This window comes from Chitinivibrionales bacterium, from assembly GCA_014728215.1.
Taxonomy (GTDB): Bacteria; Fibrobacterota; Chitinivibrionia; order Chitinivibrionales; family WJKA01; genus WJKA01.
This window is the reverse complement of record WJLZ01000187.1, coordinates 26,016-51,496: the sequence shown is the minus strand read 5'-3', so window position 1 is coordinate 51,496 and position 25,481 is coordinate 26,016. Positions and strand designations below refer to the sequence as shown.

Annotated in this window: 21 protein-coding genes; 8 read left to right on the top strand and 13 right to left on the bottom strand. The window is 47.2% G+C overall.

Annotation, left to right across the window (positions count from 1 at the left end; translation table 11 throughout):
• Nucleotides 1-171 precede the first annotated feature (171 nt).
• Complete coding sequence (locus GF401_16925; protein MBD3346741.1) at nucleotides 172-1,137, top strand: alpha/beta fold hydrolase; 966 nt, start codon at nucleotides 172-174, stop codon at nucleotides 1,135-1,137.
• 20 nt (nucleotides 1,138-1,157) lie between these two features.
• Nucleotides 1,158-1,568, top strand: a complete 411-nt coding sequence (locus GF401_16920; protein MBD3346740.1) for a hypothetical protein — start codon at nucleotides 1,158-1,160, stop codon at nucleotides 1,566-1,568.
• A gap of 10 nt (nucleotides 1,569-1,578) precedes the next feature.
• On the opposite strand, the gene GF401_16915 is transcribed toward GF401_16920, so the two are convergent.
• Complete coding sequence (locus GF401_16915; GenBank protein MBD3346739.1) at nucleotides 1,579-3,075, bottom strand: hypothetical protein; 1,497 nt, start codon at nucleotides 3,073-3,075, stop codon at nucleotides 1,579-1,581.
• Between the two features lie 290 nt (nucleotides 3,076-3,365).
• On the bottom strand, nucleotides 3,366-4,373 hold the full coding sequence (locus GF401_16910; GenBank protein MBD3346738.1) for a DUF2914 domain-containing protein: 1,008 nt from the start codon (nucleotides 4,371-4,373) through the stop codon (nucleotides 3,366-3,368).
• A gap of 165 nt (nucleotides 4,374-4,538) precedes the next feature.
• Here GF401_16910 and GF401_16905 point away from each other — a divergent pair, with 165 nt between their 5' ends.
• The 3 genes from GF401_16905 to selD all read left to right on the top strand — a co-directional run bounded on the left by GF401_16905 (nucleotide 4,539) and on the right by selD (nucleotide 7,012).
• On the top strand, nucleotides 4,539-5,690 hold the full coding sequence (locus tag GF401_16905) for an aminotransferase class V-fold PLP-dependent enzyme (GenBank protein MBD3346737.1): 1,152 nt from the start codon (nucleotides 4,539-4,541) through the stop codon (nucleotides 5,688-5,690).
• Complete coding sequence (locus GF401_16900) at nucleotides 5,690-5,917, top strand: DUF3343 domain-containing protein (protein MBD3346736.1); 228 nt, start codon at nucleotides 5,690-5,692, stop codon at nucleotides 5,915-5,917. Before GF401_16905 ends, GF401_16900 begins: the two co-directional genes overlap by 1 nt.
• 75 nt (nucleotides 5,918-5,992) lie before the next feature.
• Nucleotides 5,993-7,012 (top strand): selenide, water dikinase SelD, encoded by a 1,020-nt coding sequence (selD, locus tag GF401_16895; GenBank protein ID MBD3346735.1) that lies wholly within the window; start codon nucleotides 5,993-5,995, stop codon nucleotides 7,010-7,012.
• Nucleotides 7,013-7,247: 235 nt separating this feature from the next.
• On the opposite strand, the gene GF401_16890 is transcribed toward selD, so the two are convergent.
• Nucleotides 7,248-9,170, bottom strand: a complete 1,923-nt coding sequence (locus tag GF401_16890) for a hypothetical protein (protein MBD3346734.1) — start codon at nucleotides 9,168-9,170, stop codon at nucleotides 7,248-7,250.
• A gap of 157 nt (nucleotides 9,171-9,327) precedes the next feature.
• Here GF401_16890 and GF401_16885 point away from each other — a divergent pair, with 157 nt between their 5' ends.
• Nucleotides 9,328-10,215, top strand: a complete 888-nt coding sequence (locus tag GF401_16885) for an HD domain-containing protein (protein MBD3346733.1) — start codon at nucleotides 9,328-9,330, stop codon at nucleotides 10,213-10,215.
• Between the two features lie 86 nt (nucleotides 10,216-10,301).
• Here GF401_16885 and GF401_16880 read toward each other — a convergent pair whose 3' ends face one another.
• Nucleotides 10,302-11,627 carry a hypothetical protein gene (locus GF401_16880; protein MBD3346732.1) on the bottom strand — a complete coding sequence of 442 codons (1,326 nt, stop codon included), beginning with the start codon at nucleotides 11,625-11,627 and terminating at the stop codon, nucleotides 10,302-10,304.
• Between the two features lie 114 nt (nucleotides 11,628-11,741).
• On the opposite strand from GF401_16880, the gene GF401_16875 reads away from it, so the two are divergent.
• Nucleotides 11,742-13,403, top strand: a complete 1,662-nt coding sequence (locus GF401_16875; protein MBD3346731.1) for a hypothetical protein — start codon at nucleotides 11,742-11,744, stop codon at nucleotides 13,401-13,403.
• 32 nt (nucleotides 13,404-13,435) lie between these two features.
• Here GF401_16875 and flgI read toward each other — a convergent pair whose 3' ends face one another.
• The 6 genes from flgI to GF401_16845 all read right to left on the bottom strand — a co-directional run bounded on the left by flgI (nucleotide 13,436) and on the right by GF401_16845 (nucleotide 19,231).
• On the bottom strand, nucleotides 13,436-14,536 hold the full coding sequence (gene flgI, locus GF401_16870; GenBank protein MBD3346730.1) for a flagellar basal body P-ring protein FlgI: 1,101 nt from the start codon (nucleotides 14,534-14,536) through the stop codon (nucleotides 13,436-13,438).
• 66 nt (nucleotides 14,537-14,602) lie between these two features.
• Entirely contained in the window at nucleotides 14,603-15,175 is a 573-nt protein-coding gene (locus GF401_16865; protein MBD3346729.1) for a flagellar basal body L-ring protein FlgH, read from the bottom strand.
• The gene (gene flgA, locus GF401_16860) at nucleotides 15,172-16,152 is read right to left on the bottom strand and encodes a flagellar basal body P-ring formation protein FlgA (protein ID MBD3346728.1); all 981 of its coding nucleotides are present in this window, start codon (nucleotides 16,150-16,152) and stop codon (nucleotides 15,172-15,174) included. The genes GF401_16865 and flgA overlap by 4 nt, the downstream gene beginning before the upstream one ends.
• A gap of 3 nt (nucleotides 16,153-16,155) precedes the next feature.
• Nucleotides 16,156-16,944 carry a flagellar basal-body rod protein FlgG gene (flgG, locus tag GF401_16855; GenBank protein MBD3346727.1) on the bottom strand — a complete coding sequence of 263 codons (789 nt, stop codon included), beginning with the start codon at nucleotides 16,942-16,944 and terminating at the stop codon, nucleotides 16,156-16,158.
• 50 nt (nucleotides 16,945-16,994) lie between these two features.
• The gene (locus tag GF401_16850) at nucleotides 16,995-17,816 is read right to left on the bottom strand and encodes a flagellar hook-basal body complex protein (GenBank protein ID MBD3346726.1); all 822 of its coding nucleotides are present in this window, start codon (nucleotides 17,814-17,816) and stop codon (nucleotides 16,995-16,997) included.
• Nucleotides 17,817-18,037: 221 nt separating this feature from the next.
• Nucleotides 18,038-19,231 (bottom strand): carbohydrate-binding protein, encoded by a 1,194-nt coding sequence (locus tag GF401_16845; protein ID MBD3346725.1) that lies wholly within the window; start codon nucleotides 19,229-19,231, stop codon nucleotides 18,038-18,040.
• A gap of 240 nt (nucleotides 19,232-19,471) precedes the next feature.
• On the opposite strand from GF401_16845, the gene GF401_16840 reads away from it, so the two are divergent.
• Nucleotides 19,472-20,047, top strand: a complete 576-nt coding sequence (locus GF401_16840) for a YqgE/AlgH family protein (protein ID MBD3346724.1) — start codon at nucleotides 19,472-19,474, stop codon at nucleotides 20,045-20,047.
• 29 nt (nucleotides 20,048-20,076) lie between these two features.
• Here GF401_16840 and GF401_16835 read toward each other — a convergent pair whose 3' ends face one another.
• The 3 genes from GF401_16835 to GF401_16825 all read right to left on the bottom strand — a co-directional run bounded on the left by GF401_16835 (nucleotide 20,077) and on the right by GF401_16825 (nucleotide 25,449).
• The gene (locus GF401_16835) at nucleotides 20,077-20,922 is read right to left on the bottom strand and encodes a sigma-70 family RNA polymerase sigma factor (protein MBD3346723.1); all 846 of its coding nucleotides are present in this window, start codon (nucleotides 20,920-20,922) and stop codon (nucleotides 20,077-20,079) included.
• 291 nt (nucleotides 20,923-21,213) lie between these two features.
• Complete coding sequence (dnaE, locus tag GF401_16830; protein ID MBD3346722.1) at nucleotides 21,214-24,147, bottom strand: DNA polymerase III subunit alpha; 2,934 nt, start codon at nucleotides 24,145-24,147, stop codon at nucleotides 21,214-21,216.
• 138 nt (nucleotides 24,148-24,285) lie between these two features.
• Nucleotides 24,286-25,449 (bottom strand): hypothetical protein, encoded by a 1,164-nt coding sequence (locus tag GF401_16825; protein ID MBD3346721.1) that lies wholly within the window; start codon nucleotides 25,447-25,449, stop codon nucleotides 24,286-24,288.
• Between the last annotated feature and the right edge of the window lie 32 nt (nucleotides 25,450-25,481).

Here is a 25,481-nt window from a genome sequence, read left to right as displayed (position 1 = left end):
CCATATCGGCGCCTCGCTGGGGGTTAAAAAGTGGGATATCCTTATCGAAGGCGTTGTATATACTCCCAATCTCTTGAATACCGGGCGGGGCACGAAGAATATCGGTTTGGGCGACCAGGGGGTCCTGGGTGTCTTTCTCGGTGTCGGCTACCGGTTCGGTGGAGGTGTACAATGAAAAGGCATGTTTTGCTCTGGGGACCCGGTATTGCCGGAATTATGCTTATCGGCTGCATGAGTCTCGACCCCTTCCTTTTTGGCGGCGAAAAACTCGATACCTGCTTGTTTGACTCCTATGGGGGAGAGCAGGAGTGCAGTGATGCTATCGATTCGCTGGAGAAATATCAACAACAGGGGCTTGTTGCCTCCTACACTGCCGACCATATTCATCACTACTCGCTTTCGAGCGGCAATGAAACGATTGCCGCGGTGCTGGTTGCGCCGGATACCACGCTGGTTAATGATACGCTTATTGTCTATTTCCATGGAAAAAGCCAACATATCGATTACTACTGGCAGCGAATACGACTTCTGTACGCAACCGGGTATCCGGTCATTGCAGTCGACTACCGGGGGTTCGGCATGAGCACGGGTTCACCCGATGAGCAGGGGTTGTATGAGGACGGTCAGGCGGTGCTGGATTTTGCCCGTGAAAATCTCGGGAACCCATCGGTGGTTATTTACGGCTACAGCCTGGGAACCATGATCGCGGGCGAAATGGCGTCCCGGACGACCAACACAGCGGTCATTCGACTGATTTTTGAAGCTCCTATCGCTTCGATTGAGACGATTGTTGATGACGCCGCCTATTTGAACCTTCCGGGGCACTATGTCACCACTTTTACGGGAGACAACCTGGAAAAGATCAAAAGGGTTACCGTGCCCTTCTTCTGGCTTCATGGCGCCGAGGATGAAACCCTGGCACGAAAAACCCATGGCGTTCCGTTGTGGGAAGCCTATTCGGGCCCTTTGGGTATATCTATCAAGGCGATAGAAGCAACCCATCGAACAGTTCCCCGGACAGTCGGTTATCTGCGCTATGTAAGAGCTGTAGAGCAATTTATCGAATCGAATGGTATGCTCAATTTTGAGCCCCTGTTCAGTGATGCTCCAGGCATTGTCTGGGGGATAAAAGAGTAGCTCCGGAAGGGAAGGTATTAATGAATGAAAGAAACTCGAGTGAAATTCCATCGGGCCTTCGGGTGTGGTTTGTGATCCATTTTTTCGCCGATGTTATGGTTGGGATTCCGCTGCTTTTTGTTCCCGGACTATTTCTACCGCTTCTTGGCTGGGATGTTGTCGATCCCGTCTCGAGCAGGCTTGTCGGGGCTGCCCTGATGGGCATTGGGATCGAATCGCTACTTGGACGCAATGCCGGGGTAGAAGCATTCAGGGGCATGCTCAATCTCAAGGTTATCTGGGCGGTGAGTGCGGTTATCGGTATCAGCCTTGCTTTTTTTCACGGCGCTCCGGTTTCGGCATGGGGAATCCTGGCAATTTTTGTTGTTTTTGGCGGCGTATGGGTCTATTATCGCATGAAATTGAGGAAAAATCCGGGGAGAGGAGAATAGCGGCTCTGCGTCACATTCTTCTTTTCTTCTTGCCGGCATTCTTATGAACAGCTGACTCGAGGGCGGCAAAATCGGCAGAAGAGAGATAGGCCTTTAAAAAGTTTTGTAACTCCTCAAAGGTACGTTGAGCCTCTTTTTGCTTTCGTTTTTCTAAAAGAGCATAAATCTCGATCAGGCTCTCCTGAGCTTGCTCCTTTTTCTTCAGTTCCTTTATGATCTGCCGTTTCTTTTCCATTTCCTCTTTGACTTTCATCCTGCTCCGTCGAACTTCTTCAATCTGGGTCAGTTCACCCTTTTCTTTTCGGGTAAGCTCATTACCCTCAGACCTGGCCTTTGCCAGGAGTTTTGCTTGGGCCAGCATATCACCTACGATCAGTTCGCTCTGTGGAGCAGCTGTAAGTTCTTGAATTTCTTTGCTGATATCACTATCTTCTTTAGAAGCCAGTTGAAGGGCGGCTTCGGTTATTTGCTGATCGACCTGCGCAATTTTTGCCCGACCTACACCTCTTTTTTTCAGGGTTGTATCCAGAAACTCGGCGGCAGCGTAGATGCCGGCTGTATCTAAAACCGCAAGATTGGCTTCCACCAGCTCATCTTCACTTTTTTCGATCTGACGTTTCAGGCGCTTATTTTTGAAAAACCGACGGTCCCATTCCCTTGGAATTGTTTTGTTTTTGATATTATCGAGTCTGATAGATACGACTTTGGACAATTCGGATGCCCGGCCCAGGTTGCCATCGGCGATATGTTTATGCATATCAGGAAAAGTATTGTCGATAAATTCCAGCTCTTTATCTACCGAGATATTCGATTCGACACGGGCGGACAACCGGGCAAATTGAGTTAAGGAGATGGAAAGGTATTTGCGATTTAATTCACAATATGCCAATTCTTTACGGGCCTTATTGTAATCATCTTCTTCAAGGGATTTTTCAATAGTATAAAGGACTTCCTTGCTGATATTGGTTTGACGATCCACCATGGAATTGAAAATCTCCCGGGCCTTTTTCTCGTCGATTGAAGTCATACGCTGGTGGATCATGGAGAGTTTGCTGAAATCGGGACGGGACCGGGCAAGTTCCGCGTTGAATTGTGCAACAAGCTCATTCATGCCCGTAATCCGTTTTTTCTCCTGTTCCTCAAAAAGTCCACGCTCCTCGAGATAAAGAAGGCTTTCCAGTTCTCCGATTTTCCAGAGGATATATTTCCGGTTGGGATCATTCTCGGAAAGCTCTTTCATTTTTGTGACAATCTTTTTTGCATAAGCGATGGCTTCTTTGCGAGCGATTCCAGAACCGGGATCATCGGCTGCATTGAGCTTGTAGTAGGCCCGGGCAATAACCGTATCGATATAGGTCTGGGAGAGGTACTCAACGGCTTTGGCGGCATGACAATCTGACGGGTAATTCGGAAGGAGAGGAGAGAGGAGAAATAACAGCAGTATAAGAAGGAAAGACCGATTATTTACGGAGAACAGGGGAATATCTTGTGAGAAATATATTCTCATAAATCCTCTGAGGGGAATAGTGTTGAGTAATTGGTAAATTATGCTGCCGGTGCACAGGAAATTCTTTAATGGTTTTCAATCTATTCTATAATATAATTTCACGATTGCAGTGGCGCTTATATTAAAATCAAATTATACGTTTCCTTTCCCGGCAAGCAGAACATATTGTTTTTCGCAACAATATCCGACCGCTTGAGGGCACAAAAAAAACCCGCTGTAAGCCCGGAAAACCGGACCCGCGGGGTATTTTGAATTATAGCGTTTATGCTAATCTATTACCGGAACCACTTCTACTGTATCTTAAAACCGACCGTTTCAAGAACTTCACCACTCTCAACATCAACGATATCAACTTTCCAGTTGCCGGTACCCTTTGCGGGAACATCGATCTGGCTGTACGTTCTGAAACTTGCCGAACGTATCTGAAGCGGGACGAGGCTGAAAAGTTTATCATCTCGATACCATTTGTGTTGGATTTTAACCGTATCCTTTGCGCCTTTGATCTGAGAAAAGCAGTAGAGTTCTTTTACATCGGTTGAAAATGACGTGCCCTTTTCTTTTGGCTCGTGATTGACAATTTCTTTGCAGATTGCCGACCGTGCCACTTTAATGGTACTGCTTTTTTTGTCGGCTTTCTTTTCCTTTGCCGTTGCCTTTTTGGCCTTCTTTTTGACAGGAGCGGCTTTGACCGCTTTTTTCTCCGGCTGCGAAGCCTTTTTGGCTTTTTTGACGTCCTTAGCCTTTGGAGCTTCAGCTTTTTCGGCTTTCTTTTCCTTCGAAACTTCTTCTACGGCTTCTTTTTTTGCCCTTTTAGCGGCTTTTGCCGGTGAAGAGGCTTTTTTCTCCTTGGGAGCAGCTTTTTTGGTTGCCGCCGAAGCTTTTTTCTTTTCTGCCTTCGGCTTTTCGGTTTCAGCCTCTTCTTTTTTCATCGATGCTTTTTTCTCGACGACAGCCGCTTTCTTTGCCGGTGTGGCTTTTTCCTTTTTAGGGGCCGGTGTTTTCTTGACTTCTTCGGTTTCTTCCTTTTTCTTCTTTGAAGTCTTTTTAGTTTCAGCTTTGCTTGCTTTTGCTTTGGTGGAAGCTGCTTTTTTCTCCTTGAGGGCCGCCTTTTTGTCGGCCTTGGCCTTCTTTTCTACTTTCTGTGTTTCTTCTTTTTTTTCAACCTTCTTTTCTGCCGCCTTCTCCTCTTTTTCTACAGCAGCAGCTTCGGCCTTTTGTGTCTCTTTTTTATCCTTTGAGAGGACAGAGAAAACAACAGAAAGGACCAGCACTCCGGCAAGTAACAGGACATGCTTCATGAAAACCTCCTCCTTTTTCATAAAAAATTATTGGGTAGTAGTGGAACAGATAGTATAGATAAGATATTAAAATTTCGCTCATCAAGTCAAAATTTCAAATAATTAATTTTGTAAAAACATATTTTAAGGAATATTCCAATACATTAAACCGCAAAAAGCACCGGAATGATATATCTCGATAATCCTGCAACCTCATTTCCCAAGCCATCATGTGTCACCGAGGCAATGGTTCATTTTATGAATGACATTGGTGCAAATCCGGGCCGGGCAGGACATCACCGTGCAAATGAATCCGGTCGATGTATCTTTTCTGCACGGGAATCGGTTGCGGCGCTGTTCTCCTGTGATGATTCTTTGCGGGTAGTTTTTACCGGTAATGCCACCGAATCGCTCAATTATATTATTGCCGGTTTTCTTGAGCCCGGCGATCATGTTATCACCTCGAGCATAGAGCATAATTCGGTGATGCGCCCCCTGCGAGCACGGGAAAAAGAAGGAATTGTAATAAGTACGGTCTCCTGTGACAGACAGGGTTTTCTTTCACCAATTGCCCTCGAAAATGAGATCAGGCCATCAACGAAACTCATTATCCTCAACCATGCTTCAAATGTAACCGGTTCTCTCCAGCCCCTGGCTGAAATCGGCACGATTGTGCGAAAACATGATCTCTATTTTTGCGTAGATGCAGCTCAAAGCGCTGGTGCAATACCGATTCATATGGAGCGTGATGCAATCGATTTTCTGGTCTTTACGGGTCATAAAGCACTCTACGGCCCTATGGGAACCGGCGGGCTGGTGTTCGGCAAACGGGTTGATGTCGACAGTGTGCGACCCTTTATCACCGGAGGAACCGGAAGCAAGTCGGAATACGAACAACAGCCCTGCTTTTTGCCTGATAAATTTGAAAGCGGAACGCCCAATACTGTCGGTATTGCCGGCTTGGGAGCGGGAGTAGATTATATTTTGAGCAGGGGAGTGGAGTCGATCAGGAAAAGGGAAATGGAGTTATGTGAACAACTCATCGGTGGATTAAGCGCTTTGCACAACGTGACTGTCTATGGAGGACTGGACCCGGAGCGACAAACGGCAACCGTCTCTTTTTCTATTGACGACATTTCTTGTTCCGATGCCGGCTTTCGATTAGATGAAGTGTTCGGGATCTGCTGCCGGGTAGGTCTTCACTGCGCACCCTCGGCACATAAAACAATCGGCACGTTTCCCCAGGGCACAATCAGGTTTGGAGCAAGCTATTTTACTACCATGGAGGAGATTGAAATAGCGATCGATGCTGTTAAAGCACTAACGCAATGCAGATAATGAAAAAAGAGCAACAATCGGTAATAATCGTACATTCGACCAACTATGCATTGAAAGCAGAAAAAATGGTTAAACTGGCCGGACTCTCCTGTGCACTGATTCCCGTGCCCAGGCATATTGCTTCCGATTGCGGTGTATGCCTGAGAGTCTTGCGTGTTGAAAAAGAACAGGCACGCGAGATACTTGAGCAGGGCTGTATCGAAATTGATGGGGTAGAGGATCTCTGAATCCTTTCGATTACTATATCACTTTTAAACACGGAGCGGCATCCTTTGTCCGATAAAGAAATCAGATTGACGGCGATGACCTCTGCTGCCGGGTGAGCGGCCAAAATCGGGCCTGAAACCCTGGCGCAGGTTCTGCAGCCACTGAAAAATATGTTCACCCCTTCCGAGTTCCCGAAACTCCTGGTGGGGCTTGGCGTCGCTGATGACGCGGCCGTGTATAAGGTGAGCGATGATCTTGCTGTTATTCAGACACTGGATTTTTTTACTCCTATTGTCGATGATCCCTATGATTTTGGCGCCATTGCCGCAGCCAATTCAATGAGTGATGTTTATGCCATGGGAGGTGAAGTTATTCTTGCGCTCAACATTTGCGGTTTCCCCTGCAAACTTCCTTCGGAAATTCTCTCCGAAATTCTTCGCGGCGGTGCGGAAAAGGTCAAAGAAGCCGGAGCGGCTCTTGCGGGTGGTCACAGTATCGATGATCCTGAGCCGAAATACGGATTATCGGTGTTGGGACTGGTCCATCCGGAAAAAATTCTTACCAAAGCCAATGCCCGCAAGGGCGACCGGATAATTCTCACCAAAATGCTCGGAACCGGCATTATTACCACCGCGTCAAAGGGTGATCAGGCCGAAAAATCGCATGTAGAACAGGCGATTGTAAGCATGAAAAAACTCAGCAAGATTCCTTCAGCCATATTCAGACGCTTTGATATTCATGGATGTACCGATATTACCGGCTTTTCGCTTTTGGGCCATGGCTGGGAAATAGCCGAAAAAAGCTCGGTGAAACTTCGGTTTCAGCTCGAAAAAATCCCATTTCTTCCCGGCGCCGTCGACTATGCCGGTCAATGGCTATTCCCGGCAGGAACAATCCGCAATGAAACACACTACCAGAACCATGTTTCCTTTGCTTCCGATATCCCGCTCGAAATAAAACAATTGCTTTTCACCCCTGAAACCTCCGGCGGCCTGCTTGCAACAATTGATCCGACGGCGCTCGATGATATCAAAAAGGCTTTTTCCGAACAGGATCATCCTTTCTGGGAAATCGGTGATGTCGTTGAAGGCGACGGCATTGACGTGATTCGATAGAGGAACAGAGGCCGGTTTAGTGTGCAGAATTAGTCGTTGATATGCATAATAAACGGCATAACAAATGTCGCATAATATATATTATGTAAACTTAGGTACAGAGCAAATTCTCCCCTTTCGTATCCCAGGTCATGAACGCCTGTATTCTGCCTGAAACTATCGGCAAAAATAATGGCCGTAAATATGGATTTTTATTTCACACTCACGGCCGGAAATATATCGATGGATAATTTATTTATGAAATATCAGTTAAAAGATGATCATACTGTTGGTATGAATTCAGCTTCTTTGATGCATTGTTAAAAATGGTATCGGAAATAAGCCCGGTAGTATGAGTCAGAAACAGGAGGTAGGAGGCAACATTTTTTGCATACCGAAGCCGGGCTTCATCGCTGATCGAATAGAATCGTTTTCGTTGTACATAACCTTTGGAAGAGTGGTCGCCCAAAAGGGTAGTGGCCCCCTCCCCTGCCAGAACAAAGAGAAAATTATACTCAAACCAGAACATGTGGTCCGGTGACGGTTTTAGCGAATCAAGAGCATTTCTAAGGCTTTCAATTGATGAAAAAATGCCGTTACTATCGATATTTTCGGCATTTGCGGCGTGTTCGATGAATTCCCGGGCAAACTTTCGCTGTGTCTCATTGTCCGAAAAAGCACCTTCAACAGCAAGATCTTTGGTGAAATTGTACCAGTCTTCCCACAGCTTTTTATCATCGGGATAAATTGTTTCACTCAGCGCTTTCCCCATCTCATAGGTATACCGTCCGGAGGTTTTAACCTCAAAATTACCCCTGGTCGCCTTCCCGATAACGGCATAATTTTCGGCGGATTTGCCGCTTCCGGAGTGAAAACCAAAAGATATATTAAATTTTTCGGCTATTTCATAGAGTGCAACGATTTTTTTCTGCAGTTCATCGTTGTCCGGATAAGGAAAATTCTTCGTAAATCCTATATTTGGAGCCACATAGTTAAATTTTACGTCCATTGATTCGGCCATTGCCAGACACACCGCCAGTGTTTCGGTTGTTGTCTGGCCCGGAAGTTCATCGATCGATAACTCCTTGAAAAACTTTCTGCCTGCAGCAGTCGTGAAATTATCTTCCCTGATTTTTGTATAGAGCTTATCACGCTTTTGCATTTTATTCATGGCCGGCGTGAGATAGGTTATGAGCTTTTTTACAAGCGTTTCATTAACGGAAATACTCTTTTCTTTAAGTATTTCAAGGACTTTTGCATAAATATCCTTATCAACGGTCTGCTCGAATTCCTTTTCAAGCTCCTGATCATCATCAATAGTATTGTATTGTGTGAGTTCGGGGCTGAGATCATAGGTGATATAGGTGGCAAAAAGACTGCCTTCAACCAGTTCATTTTCGATTGAATCGAACCGTCCTCCTATCGGTTGATGGTCGGCATTGAATCCCCATGCTATTCGATTGTTATGAAAGCCGTATTTCAGATAGGTCATTATCGACGCGTGGGACATTCCCTGCACCGACTGCCCCTGATGGCCTTCCGGAACATTTCTGCCGATAAAGGGAAAAGGGACTTGTGCCAGACGATCTTCGTGCATGGCTTTAACATCATACACAAGCTCACGGGGAATGGAATTCTGATTTGCGGTCATTGAGAGATTACACTGTTTCATTGACCAGGCAACCGCGGGCCAGTGAAGGGTGGTAAATCGGGCGCCCACGCCAAGACTCGTATGCTCGAGAATGCCTTCTGCTTTGGGGAAAATTGTCGATGACCGATCATTTTCCTGTACAACGTTTTTCAGGCGAATCAGATTGCTCCAGTAGAGCGGAATCACTGTCAGGCTACCATCTATAACTTCAATATTTTCAAAGGGTAACGACTCAGCTCCTAACGTTATCAGTGATGAATCACCGGTAGCTTTTGATTCGATCAGATAAAAAGTTGTGTTTCCCACCTCGAATTTCGATTTCGGCCAGAGAATCAGTTTTTTCAGCCCCTGTGAAACAGCGTCAGCTTTGGAATTGTCTTTTAATTTAAGAAGAGCAGCTTTTTCTTCGGCGATTTCTTCAACCAGACCTTTAAAATCCAACACGAGGTCGGGTGATACGGCGGGATTGTTTTGTATCCGAATGTTGTTTTCGAGAAGGTAGGCGTTGATTATTGAAGGTTGTGCCATGAGCAATCTCCCCTTTGTGGCAGAATTAACAATTTAATTTTTATCAAGAGAAGTTTTAAAATAGGTAATGGTTGTTTTATCACAAAATCTGCTTGCTTTCAGACTTCCATAATGATAAGATTCAAAAAAAGAATAGCCATATATGAAGTAGGGATTTATGCCTTCACGCAAAAACCCGTCAAAGAAAACACCGATCCGCAAGGCGGCTCCTAAAAATAAGCCATCAACCTCACCCGTTTCGAAATCATCTTCACCCCCACCTCAAAAAAACAAAAATGATGAACTCTTCGAATTACGGCGCCGGATTAATGAACTCACTCATCAGAACCAAATTCTCGACAAATCTTTAAAAAGTGCCACAAGCGAACTGGAAATGCTGAAATCAGAGAATGCCGAGCTGGCTGCTTCCTATGCCTTAACAATATTCAAGCTTGCAGTTGCAAGTGAATACAGAGATAAGAGTGTTTATGACCATATCAAACGTATCAGCAAATACAGCGGAGCACTTGCTCGTGCAGCCGGCTTTTCCAATGATGAGATTTCTGCAATCGAACTCGCCGCACCGATGCATGATATCGGCAAGGTCGCCATCCCAAATGAAATTCTTATGAAAAAAGGGCGACTTACCGTTGAAGAATTTGCAATAATCAGGTTTCATACGGTCACCGGCGGCAATATGCTGGCCGATTCAGACTCGGAAATCCTGAATTATGCCCGTCGGATAGCACTTACCCACCATGAACAATGGAATGGCAATGGGTATCCTGTTGGATTAAAAAAGAAAAAAATCCCCCTGGTTGGAAGGATTGTCGGGCTAATGGACGCCTTCGATGCGCTTACCTCACCCCGTCCTCATAAAGACGCCTACCCTATTGAAGTGGCGGTTGATATTATCCGCGAAAACAGTGGAAGGCAATTCGATCCCGACCTGGTCGACTGCTTTCACGATAATGTCGACAAACTAATCAAGATTAAAGCCGATGTCGACCGTCCCGAAAATCTTCCATCCTACGATTTCCTGTTCAGCGAGCGAGACAGGAATTGAGAAGCGTTGGGGTGGTGGGATGACAGCGTGACAACAAGGTAATGTTTCTTGCTCCCCGAAACTCCCAATACTCCATTCCCCCATTCTTATTTCATTTGCAGTTTCCTGCATTCATGAATTTCTTTTTCGGGCATATTTGAAGGCATTGCGCTCAAAGAAACATTTTCGATTGTTCCGGTATCAACTCTTTTCAGATAAAACATTCCCCTGTCTGCTTCGTCTGATGCCCTGGTGTCAATGATTTGAACATTTTGGAGGGAGAACCCCGTTACATGCACGGCAATCAAATGAAAGGGGTTGGCAAGGTAATTCTCGGCCTCCGGATCCGACGCTGCTCGGGCGGTCCCGGCAGTTTTTATATGGGATGATAAATCCAGTTTTTCACCAGTGATATTCCAACGAAGATTTTTAATGGAAAGATTTTCGATCCTGTTTTCCGGCGTCCCCTCGATAAGCATTCTTCCGGGGCCCGTGAACTGAATGGTATCAAAAAATACCGAACGAATGCTTTGAGGGTTCGATGTTTCCGGATCGCGGGGGGCAATATCGATCATAAAGGGCAGCTCGTTTCGTGCTTCGGCAATAATATTTGAAAGTATGATGTTTTCGTAAGGACCATTATCTTTTAAAAACATGGTAAGCGCCCGTTCCGAGTCTCTGATTATGCAGTTCGAAATTGTGATATTTCGGATCGGCCCCTTGCTTTCGGTGCCGAATTTGATGGCCTGGCAACTCGAGCGGAGTATGCAGTTGGAAACGGTGATGTTTTCACACGGCTCACCCTCGGTGCTCTTAAACACCAGGCTGTCATCACCGGTATCCACAATGCAATCGCTGATACAGACATTTCTGCAGCCGTCAGGATCGATTCCGTCGGCGTTAATCCTCCGTGGATGAGAGGTGATTCTGAGGCCCGAAAGAACAACATCGGTACAATGCTTGAGATGAAGAGTCCAGTATTGAGAATAGAACAGGCTGACATTGGTGAACGTTACGTTTCGGCATGAATCGAAAAAGACCAATGCCGGGCGAAATGTTGCATCTTTGGACATCTCCCCCCACAACTCACTGTTGCCGTTACCGTCGATCGTTCCCTGACCGGTAATGGAAACATTCTCAACCTCCGCGGCATACAGGAGTGCCTGTATGTGCCCGGGAAGGTTTCCAAAGGGGGTCGGCCCTAAAACCGGATACAGCGACTGGTTGTCATCCGCCTCTATTCGCGCACCGGATTCTAAGTGAAGGGTGATATTTGAGCGAAGGCGCAGCATACCCGATTTATACATGCCGCCGGGAACAACAACTGTCCCGCCGCCATCCTCCGACGCCCTGTCCATGGCGGTTTGAAGCGCCTTTTGATCGCACACCATGCCGTCACCGACAGCACCAAAATCCCGTACATTATAACTCATTTGAGTACCCTTCGCTTACGTTTATCATTATTGTTCTATGCCACCATAAAATATATTCTATAATCGTTGAGGAACATCCGTAGAAAGAAAAACAATGGTTGAATCTCGAGGCCAATGATCCCAGAACTCCTTCAATTGCCCGGGCCGGAAAGTACACTACCCTTTGTGCCCTTTCTCTTTCTCTATGCCGAGACCCATTTCCGGTTTTTCAGGTTTTTTCCTAACTTTCTTTATAGAAGATCGCCGGAAATACTGTTCGATATGCCAGCACGGCTCGATCCGGGCCACGACCTTCCGGTCATGTTGCTGATCAATGATATTGATCGCTTTCCTGTTGATATTACCGAAGTTACACTCAGTGTCTCAAGCAAATCGGAAAGGCCGTTTACGGTTAAATTTGAAAGTCCCGGCAACCACCTGATCGACCACCCGATGTCCTGGAGAAGCAAGGTCTATCTCTTTGAAATTCCACGGAGTCGCCTGAAAAACACCACCATTTATGTCAACGGCAAAGCCGAAGTCCGGAAAGGGAAAAGAAAAAGAACCTATCCGGTTATTAATGATAATCTTATAACTTCATCAAAAACACCGCTCATTTGCCGGGTATCCGACACTCCCCTGCCCGGTTCTGACAACTGTTCCTATGGAGATCTCCATGTCCATTCTCAGTTTTCTCAGAGTCATGTTGAATTCGGACCGCCGGTTGCCGCAATCGACAGGCTCGGCCATGCTTCGGGCATTGATTTTATTGGAATTACCGATCATTCCTATGATATTGCCTGCAGGATGGATAATTATCTGGAGCAGGATCCAGCCTTGCAGCGATGGAGCGAACTCTCCAGGGAAATCAAAACGCGTAAGTTTAAAACACTCATTGTTTTAGGTGAAGAGATTTCATGCCTGAATTCAAGAAAGAACGTAGTCCATCTTTGCGGCCTGGGCCTTTCCGATTTTATTCCCGGCTCCAGCGACGGGGCCCGCCGTAACGTTTTGCATACAAAAGAATTATCGATACATGAAGCCGTGAACGCTATTCATGATCAGAACGGTGCGGCAGTTGCTGCGCATATCGGGGCGAAGCCGGGGCGACTCCAAAAGATCTTTCTCCATCGGGGCATATGGAATTCTGAAGATTTAGAGGCGAATCTCGACGGTATACAGGGAGTCAATACCGGGTTTACCGTGTCATGGGAACGGTCTAAAGCCTTATGGATAAAAAAATTACAGCAGGGATTAAGAATTCCGTTGATCGCCGGCAATGATGCCCACGGCGATTTTAACCGGTACCGGTATCTTGGAATCCCCTTTCTTCTGGTAAAAGAGATGTTCGAACGGTACTTAGGCTATGCTAAAACAGGCACATACGGAAAAGTTGTCTCCACCCTGGAGCTGGTTAACGCTATCAAAGAAGGGCGAACCTTTGTTACCAACGGCCCCTATCTTGGGCTCGGAAGTTCACCCGATGAAAAGGACACCCTCATTTCCAACAACGAAACGAAGCTCGATTACAGCTCATTATACCTTGTAATGAAAAGCACTTATGAGTTTGGCAAGCCCGAAGAGATTCGACTCTTTTGCGGCGAATATGCCCCCGATGGGAGCGAAAAAACAGTATTTCATCGAAAATGCGCTAACTTTCCCTGGGAATTCACCGAGAAAATTGCAATAACCGGTTTACCCTCCTCAAGGGGATACCTTCGTGCCGAAGCCGAGTGCAAAAAGGAGGACGACTCCAAAACATACGCATTCACAAGCGCTTGTTATTTTTATAGGTAGAAGCTTTCGACCTTTGTCCTTTTTCTCATCTTTTACAAAATTATCAGCTCTCCATGCAGCGCGCCGGCCTGTTTGATTGCCTGAAAAATCGAGATGACATCACGGGGTGCAACGCCCAGTGAATTAAGGGCATGGGCCAAGTCGGAGACTGTCGTCGTGCCGTCTAAAACCACCAGTTCGGCATCCTTTTCATCAACAACGACTTCCGGTTCGGGAATAATGGCTGTCTGTCCCATCGAAAAGGGTTGCGGCTGAACAACTTCGGGCTTATTCACGATTTCCACTTTAATCGACCCATGGGTGACAGCGATTTCTGAGATTTTTACTGCTGAACCGGCCACAATTGTACCGGTCCGTTCATTGACTACTACCCGGGCGTGAGAGGAAACACCGAATTCGACATTTTCCACAGCTGAAATAAATTCAACGAGATTCATCTTGTTTCGAATGGTATCTCGAGTGATCAGGCTGTAATCGAGCGCCACGGTTGCGGCGTCAACAGCTTTGGCGATATTCGAATTTGTGGTCTCTTCAAACCGGGCATTGATCGCCTTTGCCATGGCTGAAGCTGAGGAAAAATCTGGTGTATTCAGTGAAATCGATATTTCAGCGGCCCGGAGCGGTTCCAGTTCATATTGGCGTTGAACAAGGGCGCCGTCGGGGATCCGCCCAACAAGTGTATGATTTTTCTTGACATGCACCAGTCCCCTGTTGCGGACATCGTATCCACCGGTGGCCAGTGGCCCCTGGGCTGAAGCATAAATGACACCATCAGGGCCAAGAAGCGGCGTCATGATAAGGGTTCCCCCCTCCAAACTGGTAGCATCACCGAGCGATGATACCGTGATATCAAACCGGGTGCCCCGTTTCAGAAAGGGTTTCAATGTCCCGGTGACGATCACTGCTGCCACATTCCGAAGCCGCATGTATTTGTCCGGAAGCTCTATCCCCATGTTTTTCAGCATATTAATGACTGTCTGGTTGGTAAATATTGTCTGCTGACGATCTCCGGTGCCGTTGAGACCGACAACCAGGCCATACCCGTAGAGCTGCAAATCCTCGAGACCATCAACAACAGAAACATCTTTTACCCTTACTCGTTGCTGGCCGTTGATGAGCCCGGGAACTACCATCAGAATGCATAACAACGCCGGTACAGTGAAAAAAGAGCTTTTCATATCTCTTTCTCTTTCTATAGATTAGAATATCCAGTTGAAAAATCGGGCGATCAATCCGGGACGCCTGGCGGTCGTGTTTACCCCTTTGCCGGAATAATTTATCTTCGCATCGGCAACATTATAAGAATAAATGATATTATCGGTTTCGATATCCTGAGGACGAATAATTCCCGACAGCTTGATGATTTCTTTTTCGTTGTTAATTTCCACAACCTTGCTGCCGTCAATGACAAGATTGCCATTATCAAGCACCTTGGTAACCCGGGCCGATATCTTTGCAACCAGACTTCCCTGACGCGTGGTCCCGCCCTTGCCGTCATAGTCGACATTGGTTCCCGCGGATGTTCCGAAAGAGGGTAAAAAATCTAAAAGCCCCGAACCACCATTGCTCTGGGCGCCAACAGAATTTGACTTGCTTGTTTTTGTCCCGCTCTGACTCCCGGCTTTCGCTTCCTCCACAATGATAACCGTCAGAATATCATCGACTTTCATTGCCCGATGATCGGTGTAGAGACTGTAAATAGAATTTGCCCTGCAAAGATAACATGCTGCAATTAAAAGAAATGTAGCAGTTTTTCTAAAGCGTGACATCATATATTCTTCTCCCCTTTTCGAATAAGTCCCACCTTGTTTTCGGTGAGGATTTCAACGCGTAACAACCGATTGGATCCGATATTTTGGACCCATATCCTATCACCCACGTAGCCGTCTTCACGAGCCCGGCCATCAACAGAAACCGAAACCGCTCCCTCGGACAGCACAATCGATACCAGATCACCTTTTTTTATCGCAGGGACAGATTCACAGTTTTTGTCGTTGATAATCGTTCCCTGTGAGAGAGACCGGGATGCTGTTTTGCCGGAAATTGCATTCAGATCAGAATAACAGAAATACCGGTAGCCGGTGATGTCCTGCTTTATAATTTCGCAGTTGTGGCTCCCAAGCTCTTCACCTCTCCGGACATTTTCCTTTGCCGTCACAACAGCAGTTTCCACATTGATTTTGCAGCCAACAGAAACGCGTGTTGTATGAGCTTGCTCGATAAGCATTGTTAGCCGTAGCGGTCCTTTGGGATAGAACGTTTCGAGTTTATCAAATGAGACCGACCAGGGGCCGGGATAGAGCCTGAATTTATGGTCGGGATTATGGATCTCGAGCGTATAATCCTTTTCATTCCATCGTGTAGACTTTTTAATGAAACCGGCAATTTCTTTTTCAAAGTCGGTAATTCTCTTTTCCACACAATCGGTAAACACACGGATCCTTCGTGACGCGGGCAGGATAAAATCGAGTGAAGGCCAGACTGGTGAAATCTTGTATTTGACAATATCTGCCGGGTTCAGATATCTGCTGTAGCCCGGAGGAGCAGATTCACCGATAACGGTCTGTTTCAGCTTGTTTGCTGTTTCCCGATTATCGGCGACAATAACCGCAGCATCTCCACAGGTGATTTTTGTTCCCGAAACCATCACCGAATCATAAAAACGGAGAGTAACTCGTTGCCCGGACCAGGATTCGGTACTCAGGCAAAAGCAAACCAAGGAAAGTAACAATGCTCCCCGAACAGTCATGAATTATCTCTTGAGATTGTTGGTGACCTGAAGCATTTCTTCTGAGACCTGAATCGACTTTGAGACAATCTCGAAGGCCCTTTGAGCGTTTATCATATTTACCATTTCTTCGACAATCTGCACATTTGAAGCTTCAATAGCTCCCTGCTTGACATGTCCCATATTCAACTCTCCGGGCAAGCCGACAATGGGCACACCCGACGCTTCTGTTTCGGCAAAAAGGTTGCCGCCAATTGCTTTAAGTCCCGAGGGATTTATAAACCGGGCCAGTTCGATCTGACCAATCTCCGTCGAAGTATCTTCACCCGGAAGAATTACGCTTACTCGTCCTTCTGGGCTGACAGAGAATTCCTGAGCGCCTTCGGGAATAACGATCTGGGGTTCGAGATAGAACCCGCTTGATGTCACCAGACTGCCGTCGGATGAAAGCTTGAAAGAACCGTCACGGGTATATCCAACGCCGCCATCCGGGAGCATGACCTGATAAAACCCCTCACCTTCAACCGCCAGATCCATCTGATTTGAGGTGGCGTTTATCGAGCCTTGCTCAAAGATACGGTTTGTCGCTGCTGTTTTTACCCCAAGGCCGACTTCAATTCCTGCGGGAGACATGCTTCCTTCAAAGTTGCGGACACCCGGTTCACGTAGCGTCTGATACATGAGATCGTGAAACTCGATCTTCTGACGTTTGAATCCCGATGTATTTACGTTGGCCAGATTGTGAGAAATTGTATCCATATAGAGTTGCTGGCATTCCATCCCTGTAGCTGCTGTGTACATCGAACGAAGCATAACGAATCCCTCGCTTCAAAAAATTGTTAAACTAAAGAATGCCCTGTCTGTTACTGCACTCTTCCGACTTCATTAACCGCCTTGCCCAGTGATTCATTCTGCGCAAACACTGCACGCTGATCTGCTTCAAAATTTCTGTGAGCAGCAATCATCTGAGCCATATTTTTAATTATATTAACATTCGAACCTTCCAGAACCCCCTGTTGAATTGCATAGCCGGGTGATTCGACAACCTTTTCATCGGGCTTTTTTGGTACAAAACAGCCGTTTCCATAGCGGAGCATTTTGTAGGGCTTGTTAAAATCTGCGATCCGGAGCTCGCCTTTGCTCTCATTGCCCTGAAGAATTTCTCCCGTTTCGGTGACTGTTACCGCCGGAAGTTCGCTGTCGATTCGAATATACCCACCCTTTCCCATAACTTTGGAGCCGTCACTGGTGATAAGCAGACCATTCTTATCGACCGAAAAATTTCCATTGCGGGTATAGGCTATCCCCTGGTCGGTCATGACAGTGAAACACCCCGAGCCCTTGATCGAAAAATCGAGCGGATTACCGGTTTTGATCTGCCGCCCTTCCGAATAATCGATATAGACCTCATCGGATTTGATTTCACGATTTGCAAAAGGACGCAACTGATCGTCGGCAAGATATTTCTGGTATGCCCTGGTAAACAGGCCGCTCTGCTTGTACCCGGTGGTATTGATATTGGCAAGGTTATTGGCAATCTGATCCTGCTTCTGCATGAGTGTTGTCATACTTTGAGATGCGAGATAAAGGCCTTGTAGCATATTGTTTCCTTCGGATTGAACTGCAAATAATCGATTCCTGAAAAATCCTCCATCGCTGCACTTAAAATTGTATGCATATATCATGCCTGTTTGATAAATAATCTCAAGCGATTGTTTTTAAAAGGATTACAAAGTTTAGTGTAAGGAGCGTATTACCTGAAGAATGTGCCCATTTTTTCCGGCGGGAGGCATAATTTTCCTATTGCGGGTACTCTGGGATTTCGGGAATACTTATTTAATGACAAGATATAAAAAAGGCATGCGAATAAGAGACGCATGCCTTGAGTTTTCGATAAAAACCGGCGTTATCTTCCGATAACAATATTCCTGCGGTGGGTGCGGTTTTCCGTTTGCAGTATAAGCGTATAAGCACCATCGGCAAGATTGCCCAGAGGAATTTGTGATTTACCGGTAAAATGCTCTTTCATAACAACACTGCCGTTTGGACGGACAAGGGAAACCGTGTACTCCCCTGCAAGATTGGGGTCGATAATCAGTGAAGACGTATTCTGAATAATTGCATAAGGAATCATGGTTTTTTGTGAGACGATATCATGGCGAGTATCGACTATTGAGGAGGGAGAAGCGAAGGTGAACCAGTCGACAAGAATATTGACTCCATTTGAAACATAGGCAACCAGATAAAGGTCGTGCACACCGGTAAGTGGTGTATCAAGGGCTGCGCTGTAGACTTGATATTCACCACTGCCGATGGTTACTTTTGCGATTTGAGTTCCAACGGTCGAATCGTGACTTCCTGCATAAACAAAGAGGTCCTGGGATGTGGCGGCAAAACTACCCCCGTAGTATCCGGCAGCAAACACTGAAACCGATTCGGGAGCAGTCGTTCCCAGGTCGACAAAGGAATATTTGGCCCAATTGCCCTCTTTCATATTATTCAGGATTGTTTCGGGATAAACAGTGGCGCCTTCGGATTTTTCTGTAAAGGATTCTGCCTGAATTGTCGTTTGAGCATCAATGTTGTTGGCGCCGAACATGAACCAGTCGATGGCGATTCCTCCGCCGCCGGTGTTATAGTTTGTTATGTAGAGATCGTGCACACCGGTGATTGCCGTATCAAGCATACCGGAAAAGAGTTTAAATTCGCTCATATTATCCGTTACCCGCAACTTTCCGATAATCCCGGTGCTGTCGAACGTGTCGATAATAAAAACAAGATCTTTTCCGCAATAATTATCGACACACACGGCGTTTGCCGTTATGGAGTTGACACTTTCGGTACCAAAATCGACACCGGTGTATTTTGCGTAATTAGAGTCGATAAAACTGGTGACTTTGGTGGGATAAGCAGGAGGTCCTATGACACCCACAAGGGTATCGGCAGCTTCTGCCTGGATCGTATCGAGTCCGTTATGCTGTGCGGATACAATAAAGGACAGGCTCGCAACCACAATCACCAGGGATTTGACGGGGTTCATAACTCCTCCTCTCAACCTTATAAAAGAATATAAAAAAAATTTGTTTAATAATCGTATCATGTATAATGATTTGAGAATATAAACAAATGCAAAGAATTATTCAATTATTTTCGCAACTATTTTGATTGTGGGCAAAGGTCAGGCAATGTAGGGTAGATACTTTTCCAATTGGCTGTTGCCGACGGCAGGAGAGCCCCGGCTTTTTGCAGCATTAGTTTATACTCTCATTTGCTACATCGCCGGGCTGCACGTATTATTTTTAAAGGAAAGCGCATAAAATCTCTACCAATAAGAGTGTTTATGGAACCTTCATTAGGCGAATATTTTGACGACATTGCAAAACAGCGGCTAAAACGCCTGAAAAGCGGCTGCATTCTTCTTTCTGAAGAACGGCTGCGCGACCCCAATTTTGAATCATCGATTGTTCTCATCTGTGCCCATAATGATGATGGGGCTTTTGGCTTTGTGGTCAACAGACCATCCCACATGCCGCTCTGTGAGGTCTTTTCGGTTGATGTCCCCCTGAGGGATTGTAAAAGAAAAATTTATATCGGCGGCCCGGTCCGTCAGGAAGAACTCCAACTGCTGCAAATCACCGATAATCCCCGGCAACATTCCCTGGAAATTGCTCCTCGTGTTTTTCTGGGAGGCGAATGGAGTACGCTTGAAGAGATCCTGGATACCGATGAAAACGCTACCCGCCTCTTTTTAGGATATTCCGGATGGGGCGCTGGGCAACTTGAAGGCGAAATTCTTCAGGGCGCCTGGGAAGTCTTCAATGTGGATCTCTATAAACTTTTCACCAACCCCGAGCAGAACCTTATCGGCAATGTCGAAACGCTCCGGAATTATCTTTCCGAAGTAAGCTCGGCCTGAGCATTCAATCGATAGGTTGGTTTTGCCGTTCAGGCGATATAGGCTTTAAGGGTTTTGCCGTAACTGGAGCGCCGTACCCGCAGAAGTGCCCGTTCTTTTATCTGACGTGCCCGTTCACAGGTAAGATTGAATCTTTTGCCAATTTCACCCAGGGTGTAGCGCTGATGTTCTTCGAGGCCGAAGTAGAGCCTGAGCACTTCCTGCTCCCGTTTGCTCAATGCTCCAAGAGCCTTCCGGATGTTTTCCTTTAAATCTGATTCTTCAAGATTTTCATCTGGAAGTTCCTGATTTTCATCGTATAAAATATCAAAAAGCGTGGTATCTTCCTGCATATCAACCGGCGCTTCAAGGGAAAGATGCTTTTCGATAAGATGGAGCACTTCTTTTATCTCATCACCAGTCATGCCGGTTTCATCGGCAATTTCATCAATATCGGGATATCGCGCAAGCTTCTGCTCGAGCTTTTTGACTGCCCGGCCTATTTTGTATACTACATATACCCGCTGAGCCGGTACCCTGACAATGCGTGACTGATCGGCAAGGGCACGAAGGATTGCCTGGCGGATTCTCCAGACAGCAAAGGAAATGAACCGTACGTTACGGGATTCATCAAAAAGCCCTGCCGCACGAATCAACCCGATATTGCCTTCACTCACAAGATCACTGAGCGGAAGCCCCTGATGCTTGTATGTTTTTGCAACACTCACCACAAAACGGAGATTGGCCACAATCATCTCGGTCAGGGCCTCGTGATTGCCCTTTCGTATTTCCGATGAAAGAAGAGCTTCTTCACTGGAACTGAGATTTTTTTCTTTGCCGATTTCAGCCAGATAATGCATCAGAGAGCTGTCTTTTGTTTTCATAAACAAAACCATGCTTTTTAAGTAACTAAAGATATTTCAGCTTTTTAACCGCTCAAACAACCTGATAGTCGTCCAGCTTCGTACTCCGGTTCAAATATTTAGTATTTAATTTCAAAAAAAGATTAAAGTGCCCAAATAAAATCTCCGATACATTTTAATGTAAAGTGCCTTAAAACTCTGATGCACCTCCCTTGTGTGCTTTCTGTTCACTCATAGCTTCCCCAAGACCTCTGAGTGCCGGAAGAGTTGAAAGGCTCCAATTTCTATAGAAAAAACGGATGCTTTTTATGGCATCCGTTTTTTTTATTCCTTCAGCGGTGCAATTGAACGAACCTCAACGATTATCGCCCCATGGTCATCAACCACTTTCCCCCTCACCCAAAACGCCTCCTGCCACGTAAGATAACGCACAAAAATAGTGTAGGCATCGGGAAACAACACCGTTTCACAGATCCCGGTCTCATCTTCAAAGGTCACAAACTGCATGGATTCACCGGATTTCGTGGCCACAGTCTTTGATGTCACGCACCATCCGGAAAAAACAACGAATCGGTTAACCTTCGATTTATTTATCATACTGATTTTAATAGTATTAGGAATTCTCCTGTGACTTACCAGTTGAATCGGATGACAGGCGGTGAGAAAGCCCGATGCGCCATACTCAAAGCGTAAAAGTTGAAGTCGTGAAAATGATCTGAACCGCGGCACACTCTTTTCTTCATTGAAACTGCGATAAAAACAGCGCATCTGCCAGAATATCTGCGGGCGGTTGTGTTTTGGTGACAAACTGTCGAGAGCACCGGCTTTAACCAGGTGCTCGGCATCGCTTTCATCAATGGAACATCGTTCAAGGAAATCATTAACATTCCTAAACAATCGGCCCTCGTGCCGCCGGTTAAGAATACGTTCCTTTGCTGTGGATGACAGTCCTTTGATCTGGCAGAGCCCTACGCTGATCGAATTGCCCCGGGCAATAAAACGGTCTTCACTGGCGTTCACATCCGGAGGATACACGTGTATCCCCAGCCGCTGTGATTCGCTGATATAAGCCTGGGTTGTATAAAATCCTCCATAATTGCTCATCACTGCAGCCATGAACGGCGCAGGATAATGGGCTTTGAGCCAGGCAGACTGGTACGATATCCGACAATAGCTCGCCGAATGGGGCTTACAGAACGAATACCCGCCGAAATGGAGGATCATCTCCCAGATCTGTTTCCCATGGTCCAGGAGTATTCTTTTTTGTTTTACCCCTTCAAAAAAGGCCCGCTGATACCGGGCAACCGCCTCTTCACTTTTCTGGCGGGTCACCAGTTTCCTGAGTTTATCGGCATGCTCATAGGAAAACCCCGCTACCGCCATCGCCACCCGGGTAACGTCCTCTTCATACACGAGTATGCCGTAGGAATCTTTGAGAAGCTCGCTCAGTGGAGGGATAATCTGTTTCCAGGGTTTGCCTTTCAGACGGTCGATATACTCATTGATCCACTTGTTTGCCGCGGGGCGTATTATCGATGAATGGATTACCAGATGTTCGAAATCACCCCGCCCGGTTTTCTCCTGGAGAAGGCGCATGGAGGGCGATTCCACATAAAAGACCCCGATCGATTTTCCCCGGGCCAGAAGGCGTTGTGTTGAGGGATCATGGGCCGGTTCCCAGGCCTGTTCATTAATCGAAATTTTTTCCTGTTTCAGGTTGGCCAGGGTATCCCTGATCACCGCAAGAGAGCGGTTGCCCAGAAGATCGATTTTAACCAGTCCCATGCGCTCGGCGCCGTCCTTTTCCCACTGAATAATCGGATATCCTTTGGCGGATATCTGTACCGGCGCTACCGAGGCGATTTCCATGGGAGTGATAATAACCCCGCCGCAGTGGGTCCCGATCCCCCGGGGCATTTTCAAAAGCCGCTGTGCAATCCTTATTATCTCCGGCCAGGGAGGGTCGAGGGGAATGTCTCTCAGTTTCGGATGCAGCCGAAAAACCTCTTCAATTTCATACCCCATGGGCGCCGCCATTGCCAAGAAAGGAATTTTTCCGGTAACCGTACTGATCTCGGATTCGGTCATGCCGTAGACCCGGGCAGTCTCACGGAGTGCCATTCGGGGACCGAAGGTCTGATGGGTCGCAACCATGGCTGCGTGTTTGCCGGTATATTTTTCAAAAACATAATCTAAAACATCATCCCGCTCATCCCATGCAAAATCGACGTCGATATCGGGTGGATCTTTGCGCTCCGGGCTGATAAACCGCTCGAACATAAGATTGTAACGTATTGGATCGACATTAGTTATGCCGAGACAGTAGGCGACCAGGCTCGCTGCCCCCGACCCCCTGCCGCAGGTACGGGGCGACTGCTTAACGATATCATCAACCACAAGAAAGTATGATACATATCTCTTTTTTTCGATAACACCGAGTTCGTATTCGAGGCGGTCGGTAATTTTACGGGTCAGCTCGGGATATCGGTAATGGGCTCCTTCATAGGCTTTTCTCCGAAGAAGCTCCGGCGGCGGTTCATCGCTGTTGAATTCCGGCATGATCGGTGCGCCGAAATCGGTCTTTGAAATCAGCGACCCGGCAAAATGTTCTGTAGCCGCAACAGCGTCTTCGAAAACCGCAAAACGGGCCCTCAGCTCTTCCCAGGGAACAATCACGGCATTTTCGGGAATACAATCCTCTTCAGGAAGCCGGGAAAGGGACGTATTGTTGTCGATTGCACGAAGAAGCCGGTGGAGCGCATAATCTTCCGGGGTAATAAATGCAGCCCACGGAACGATCAGCGCCGGAATGCCGCACCCACGAACAGCTTCAGGAAGCCGCTTGAGCGAGGTAATCCGGTAATATACCGGGAGTTTCCGGTGGAGCTCCATAAGCAGAGAGGTATCCCGGGTCGCCATAGTGAGCCCTGAAAAATGAGCTTTAAGCTCTCCCGCAAGATCGAACGACTTACTGCAATGCTTATGTGTTATTATCCTGCAGAGATTGGAATACCCCCGGTTACCGTGAGCATACACCAGAGCACTTACTCCATCGTGATAAAGCTCGGCCCCGATAATCGGCTTAAGACCATGTTTTTCGCAGAGATCCAGAAACAATGGAAGCGCATAGAGATTGTTCCGGTCGGTGAGGGCAATCGATGAGTAACCGTTCTTTTTTGCATATACGCAGAGCGCCTCGGGAGTATGCACCCCCCTGAGGATGGAGTAGTGAGTGGTTGTTGCGAGGAGCGGTGCCATGATCGTTATACAAGGGTTTCCCGCTGGGCGGGACTTTCGCGACGCTCCAGCAGTGGTTCAGTTTTAATTTCCGGACTTGTTCTCAGCAGTCAGCGACCAGCGGTCGTTGGTTTCGACCTGTTCTCAAATCTTCTCCCCTCATTCCATCATTCCAATCTGTTTCCCATAAAACTTCACCGAATTGATGCCGAATTTACCCCTGATTTTATCGAGGGCGTTCATGAGTTGATTTTCCTGTTCGTTGTCGACAAAGAGGTCGAGCTGGCCATAGGGAGAAGAGAGCTGTTGCAGTTGGATACTCATCTCGGTGAGACATATCCGCCGCTTGTACGACAAATTCAGCATGGTGCGACAGCAGTCGAAAATGCTCAAATCACCGTTGATCGGGGTGTGAAGGGATGTTGTGCGCCGGCTCCGGGAGTTGTCTTTGTAGGTGATTACAAGCACAATTTTCCGGGTAGCTATCCCCTGCTGTCGAAGTCTGACTCCGGCCCGTACAACGAGATTGAAAAGCTCGGATTTGATATACTCCAGATCGTTGGACTGTTGTTTCAGGCTTGCCTGTTCTTGTAGTGATGGTGCCGGGTCTTTCAGTTTCCGGACCGGGGTGGAATCGATCCCGTGGGAAAGGCGCTGGACCGTGGAGGCGATATCACCCAGGGCCTTTGACAGTTCCCGGGGCTGCAACACATGCAAGTCGCTGATTATGTTTAAATTAAACTGAATAAGTTGCCGGATTACCTTATGATCGATTCCCGGCAGAAAGGTAATAGGCAGGGGGGCCATAAATTCATCTTCACACCCATGAACAACCGAGCAGAGCCCGACCGGTTTGATCACCCGGGTGGCGACCTTGCTGACCAGTTTGCTCCCTGCCAGGCCGGCTGTGCATGGAAGGCGGTATTTGTTTTCGATCGTCTGTTTCAGCCGATAGCCGACATCGACCGCTCCGCCAAAGAGCCGCCGGGTTCCGGTGAGATCCACAAAGAGATGTCCCGGCCCGGCGGTTTCCACCTGGGGTGAAAGACGGGAAGCCTCGCCGGTCAGGGCGGCATAGGCCCGGTCGTATATCGACGGCGTGGGGTTGAGTATGCGAAGGTCCGGGCACCGGCGCCGGGCTTCATCCAGAAGCATCCCCCGATAGAGCCCCGCCTCCCGGGCCTCCGAGGAAAAATCCAGCACCACCCGCCGGGTTGCCCCCGCCGAGACCACCGCCACCGGCCAGGATTCCAGCCGCGGATTAAGCGCCCGGGCTACCGCGGTGTAGAAATTCACTATGTTGATGTGCAGAATGTTGCGCATGAGTATACGAAGTTACGAGTTCACGAAGTGAC

Coding starts and splice junctions, on each gene's coding strand:
- GF401_16925 (MBD3346741.1), top strand. CDS start 172: ATGAAAAGGCATGTTTTGCTCTGGGGACCCGGTATTGCCGGAATTATG.
- GF401_16920 (MBD3346740.1), top strand. CDS start 1,158: ATGAATGAAAGAAACTCGAGTGAAATTCCATCGGGCCTTCGGGTGTGG.
- GF401_16915 (MBD3346739.1), bottom strand. CDS start 3,075: ATGAGAATATATTTCTCACAAGATATTCCCCTGTTCTCCGTAAATAAT.
- GF401_16910 (MBD3346738.1), bottom strand. CDS start 4,373: ATGAAGCATGTCCTGTTACTTGCCGGAGTGCTGGTCCTTTCTGTTGTT.
- GF401_16905 (MBD3346737.1), top strand. CDS start 4,539: ATGATATATCTCGATAATCCTGCAACCTCATTTCCCAAGCCATCATGT.
- GF401_16900 (MBD3346736.1), top strand. CDS start 5,690: ATGAAAAAAGAGCAACAATCGGTAATAATCGTACATTCGACCAACTAT.
- GF401_16890 (MBD3346734.1), bottom strand. CDS start 9,170: ATGGCACAACCTTCAATAATCAACGCCTACCTTCTCGAAAACAACATT.
- GF401_16885 (MBD3346733.1), top strand. CDS start 9,328: ATGCCTTCACGCAAAAACCCGTCAAAGAAAACACCGATCCGCAAGGCG.
- GF401_16880 (MBD3346732.1), bottom strand. CDS start 11,627: ATGAGTTATAATGTACGGGATTTTGGTGCTGTCGGTGACGGCATGGTG.
- GF401_16875 (MBD3346731.1), top strand. CDS start 11,742: ATGATCCCAGAACTCCTTCAATTGCCCGGGCCGGAAAGTACACTACCC.
- flgI (MBD3346730.1), bottom strand. CDS start 14,536: ATGGTAGTTCCCGGGCTCATCAACGGCCAGCAACGAGTAAGGGTAAAA.
- GF401_16865 (MBD3346729.1), bottom strand. CDS start 15,175: ATGATGTCACGCTTTAGAAAAACTGCTACATTTCTTTTAATTGCAGCA.
- flgA (MBD3346728.1), bottom strand. CDS start 16,152: ATGACTGTTCGGGGAGCATTGTTACTTTCCTTGGTTTGCTTTTGCCTG.
- flgG (MBD3346727.1), bottom strand. CDS start 16,944: ATGCTTCGTTCGATGTACACAGCAGCTACAGGGATGGAATGCCAGCAA.
- GF401_16850 (MBD3346726.1), bottom strand. CDS start 17,816: ATGATATATGCATACAATTTTAAGTGCAGCGATGGAGGATTTTTCAGG.
- GF401_16845 (MBD3346725.1), bottom strand. CDS start 19,231: ATGATACGATTATTAAACAAATTTTTTTTATATTCTTTTATAAGGTTG.
- GF401_16840 (MBD3346724.1), top strand. CDS start 19,472: ATGGAACCTTCATTAGGCGAATATTTTGACGACATTGCAAAACAGCGG.
- GF401_16835 (MBD3346723.1), bottom strand. CDS start 20,922: ATGGTTTTGTTTATGAAAACAAAAGACAGCTCTCTGATGCATTATCTG.
- dnaE (MBD3346722.1), bottom strand. CDS start 24,147: ATGGCACCGCTCCTCGCAACAACCACTCACTACTCCATCCTCAGGGGG.
- GF401_16825 (MBD3346721.1), bottom strand. CDS start 25,449: ATGCGCAACATTCTGCACATCAACATAGTGAATTTCTACACCGCGGTA.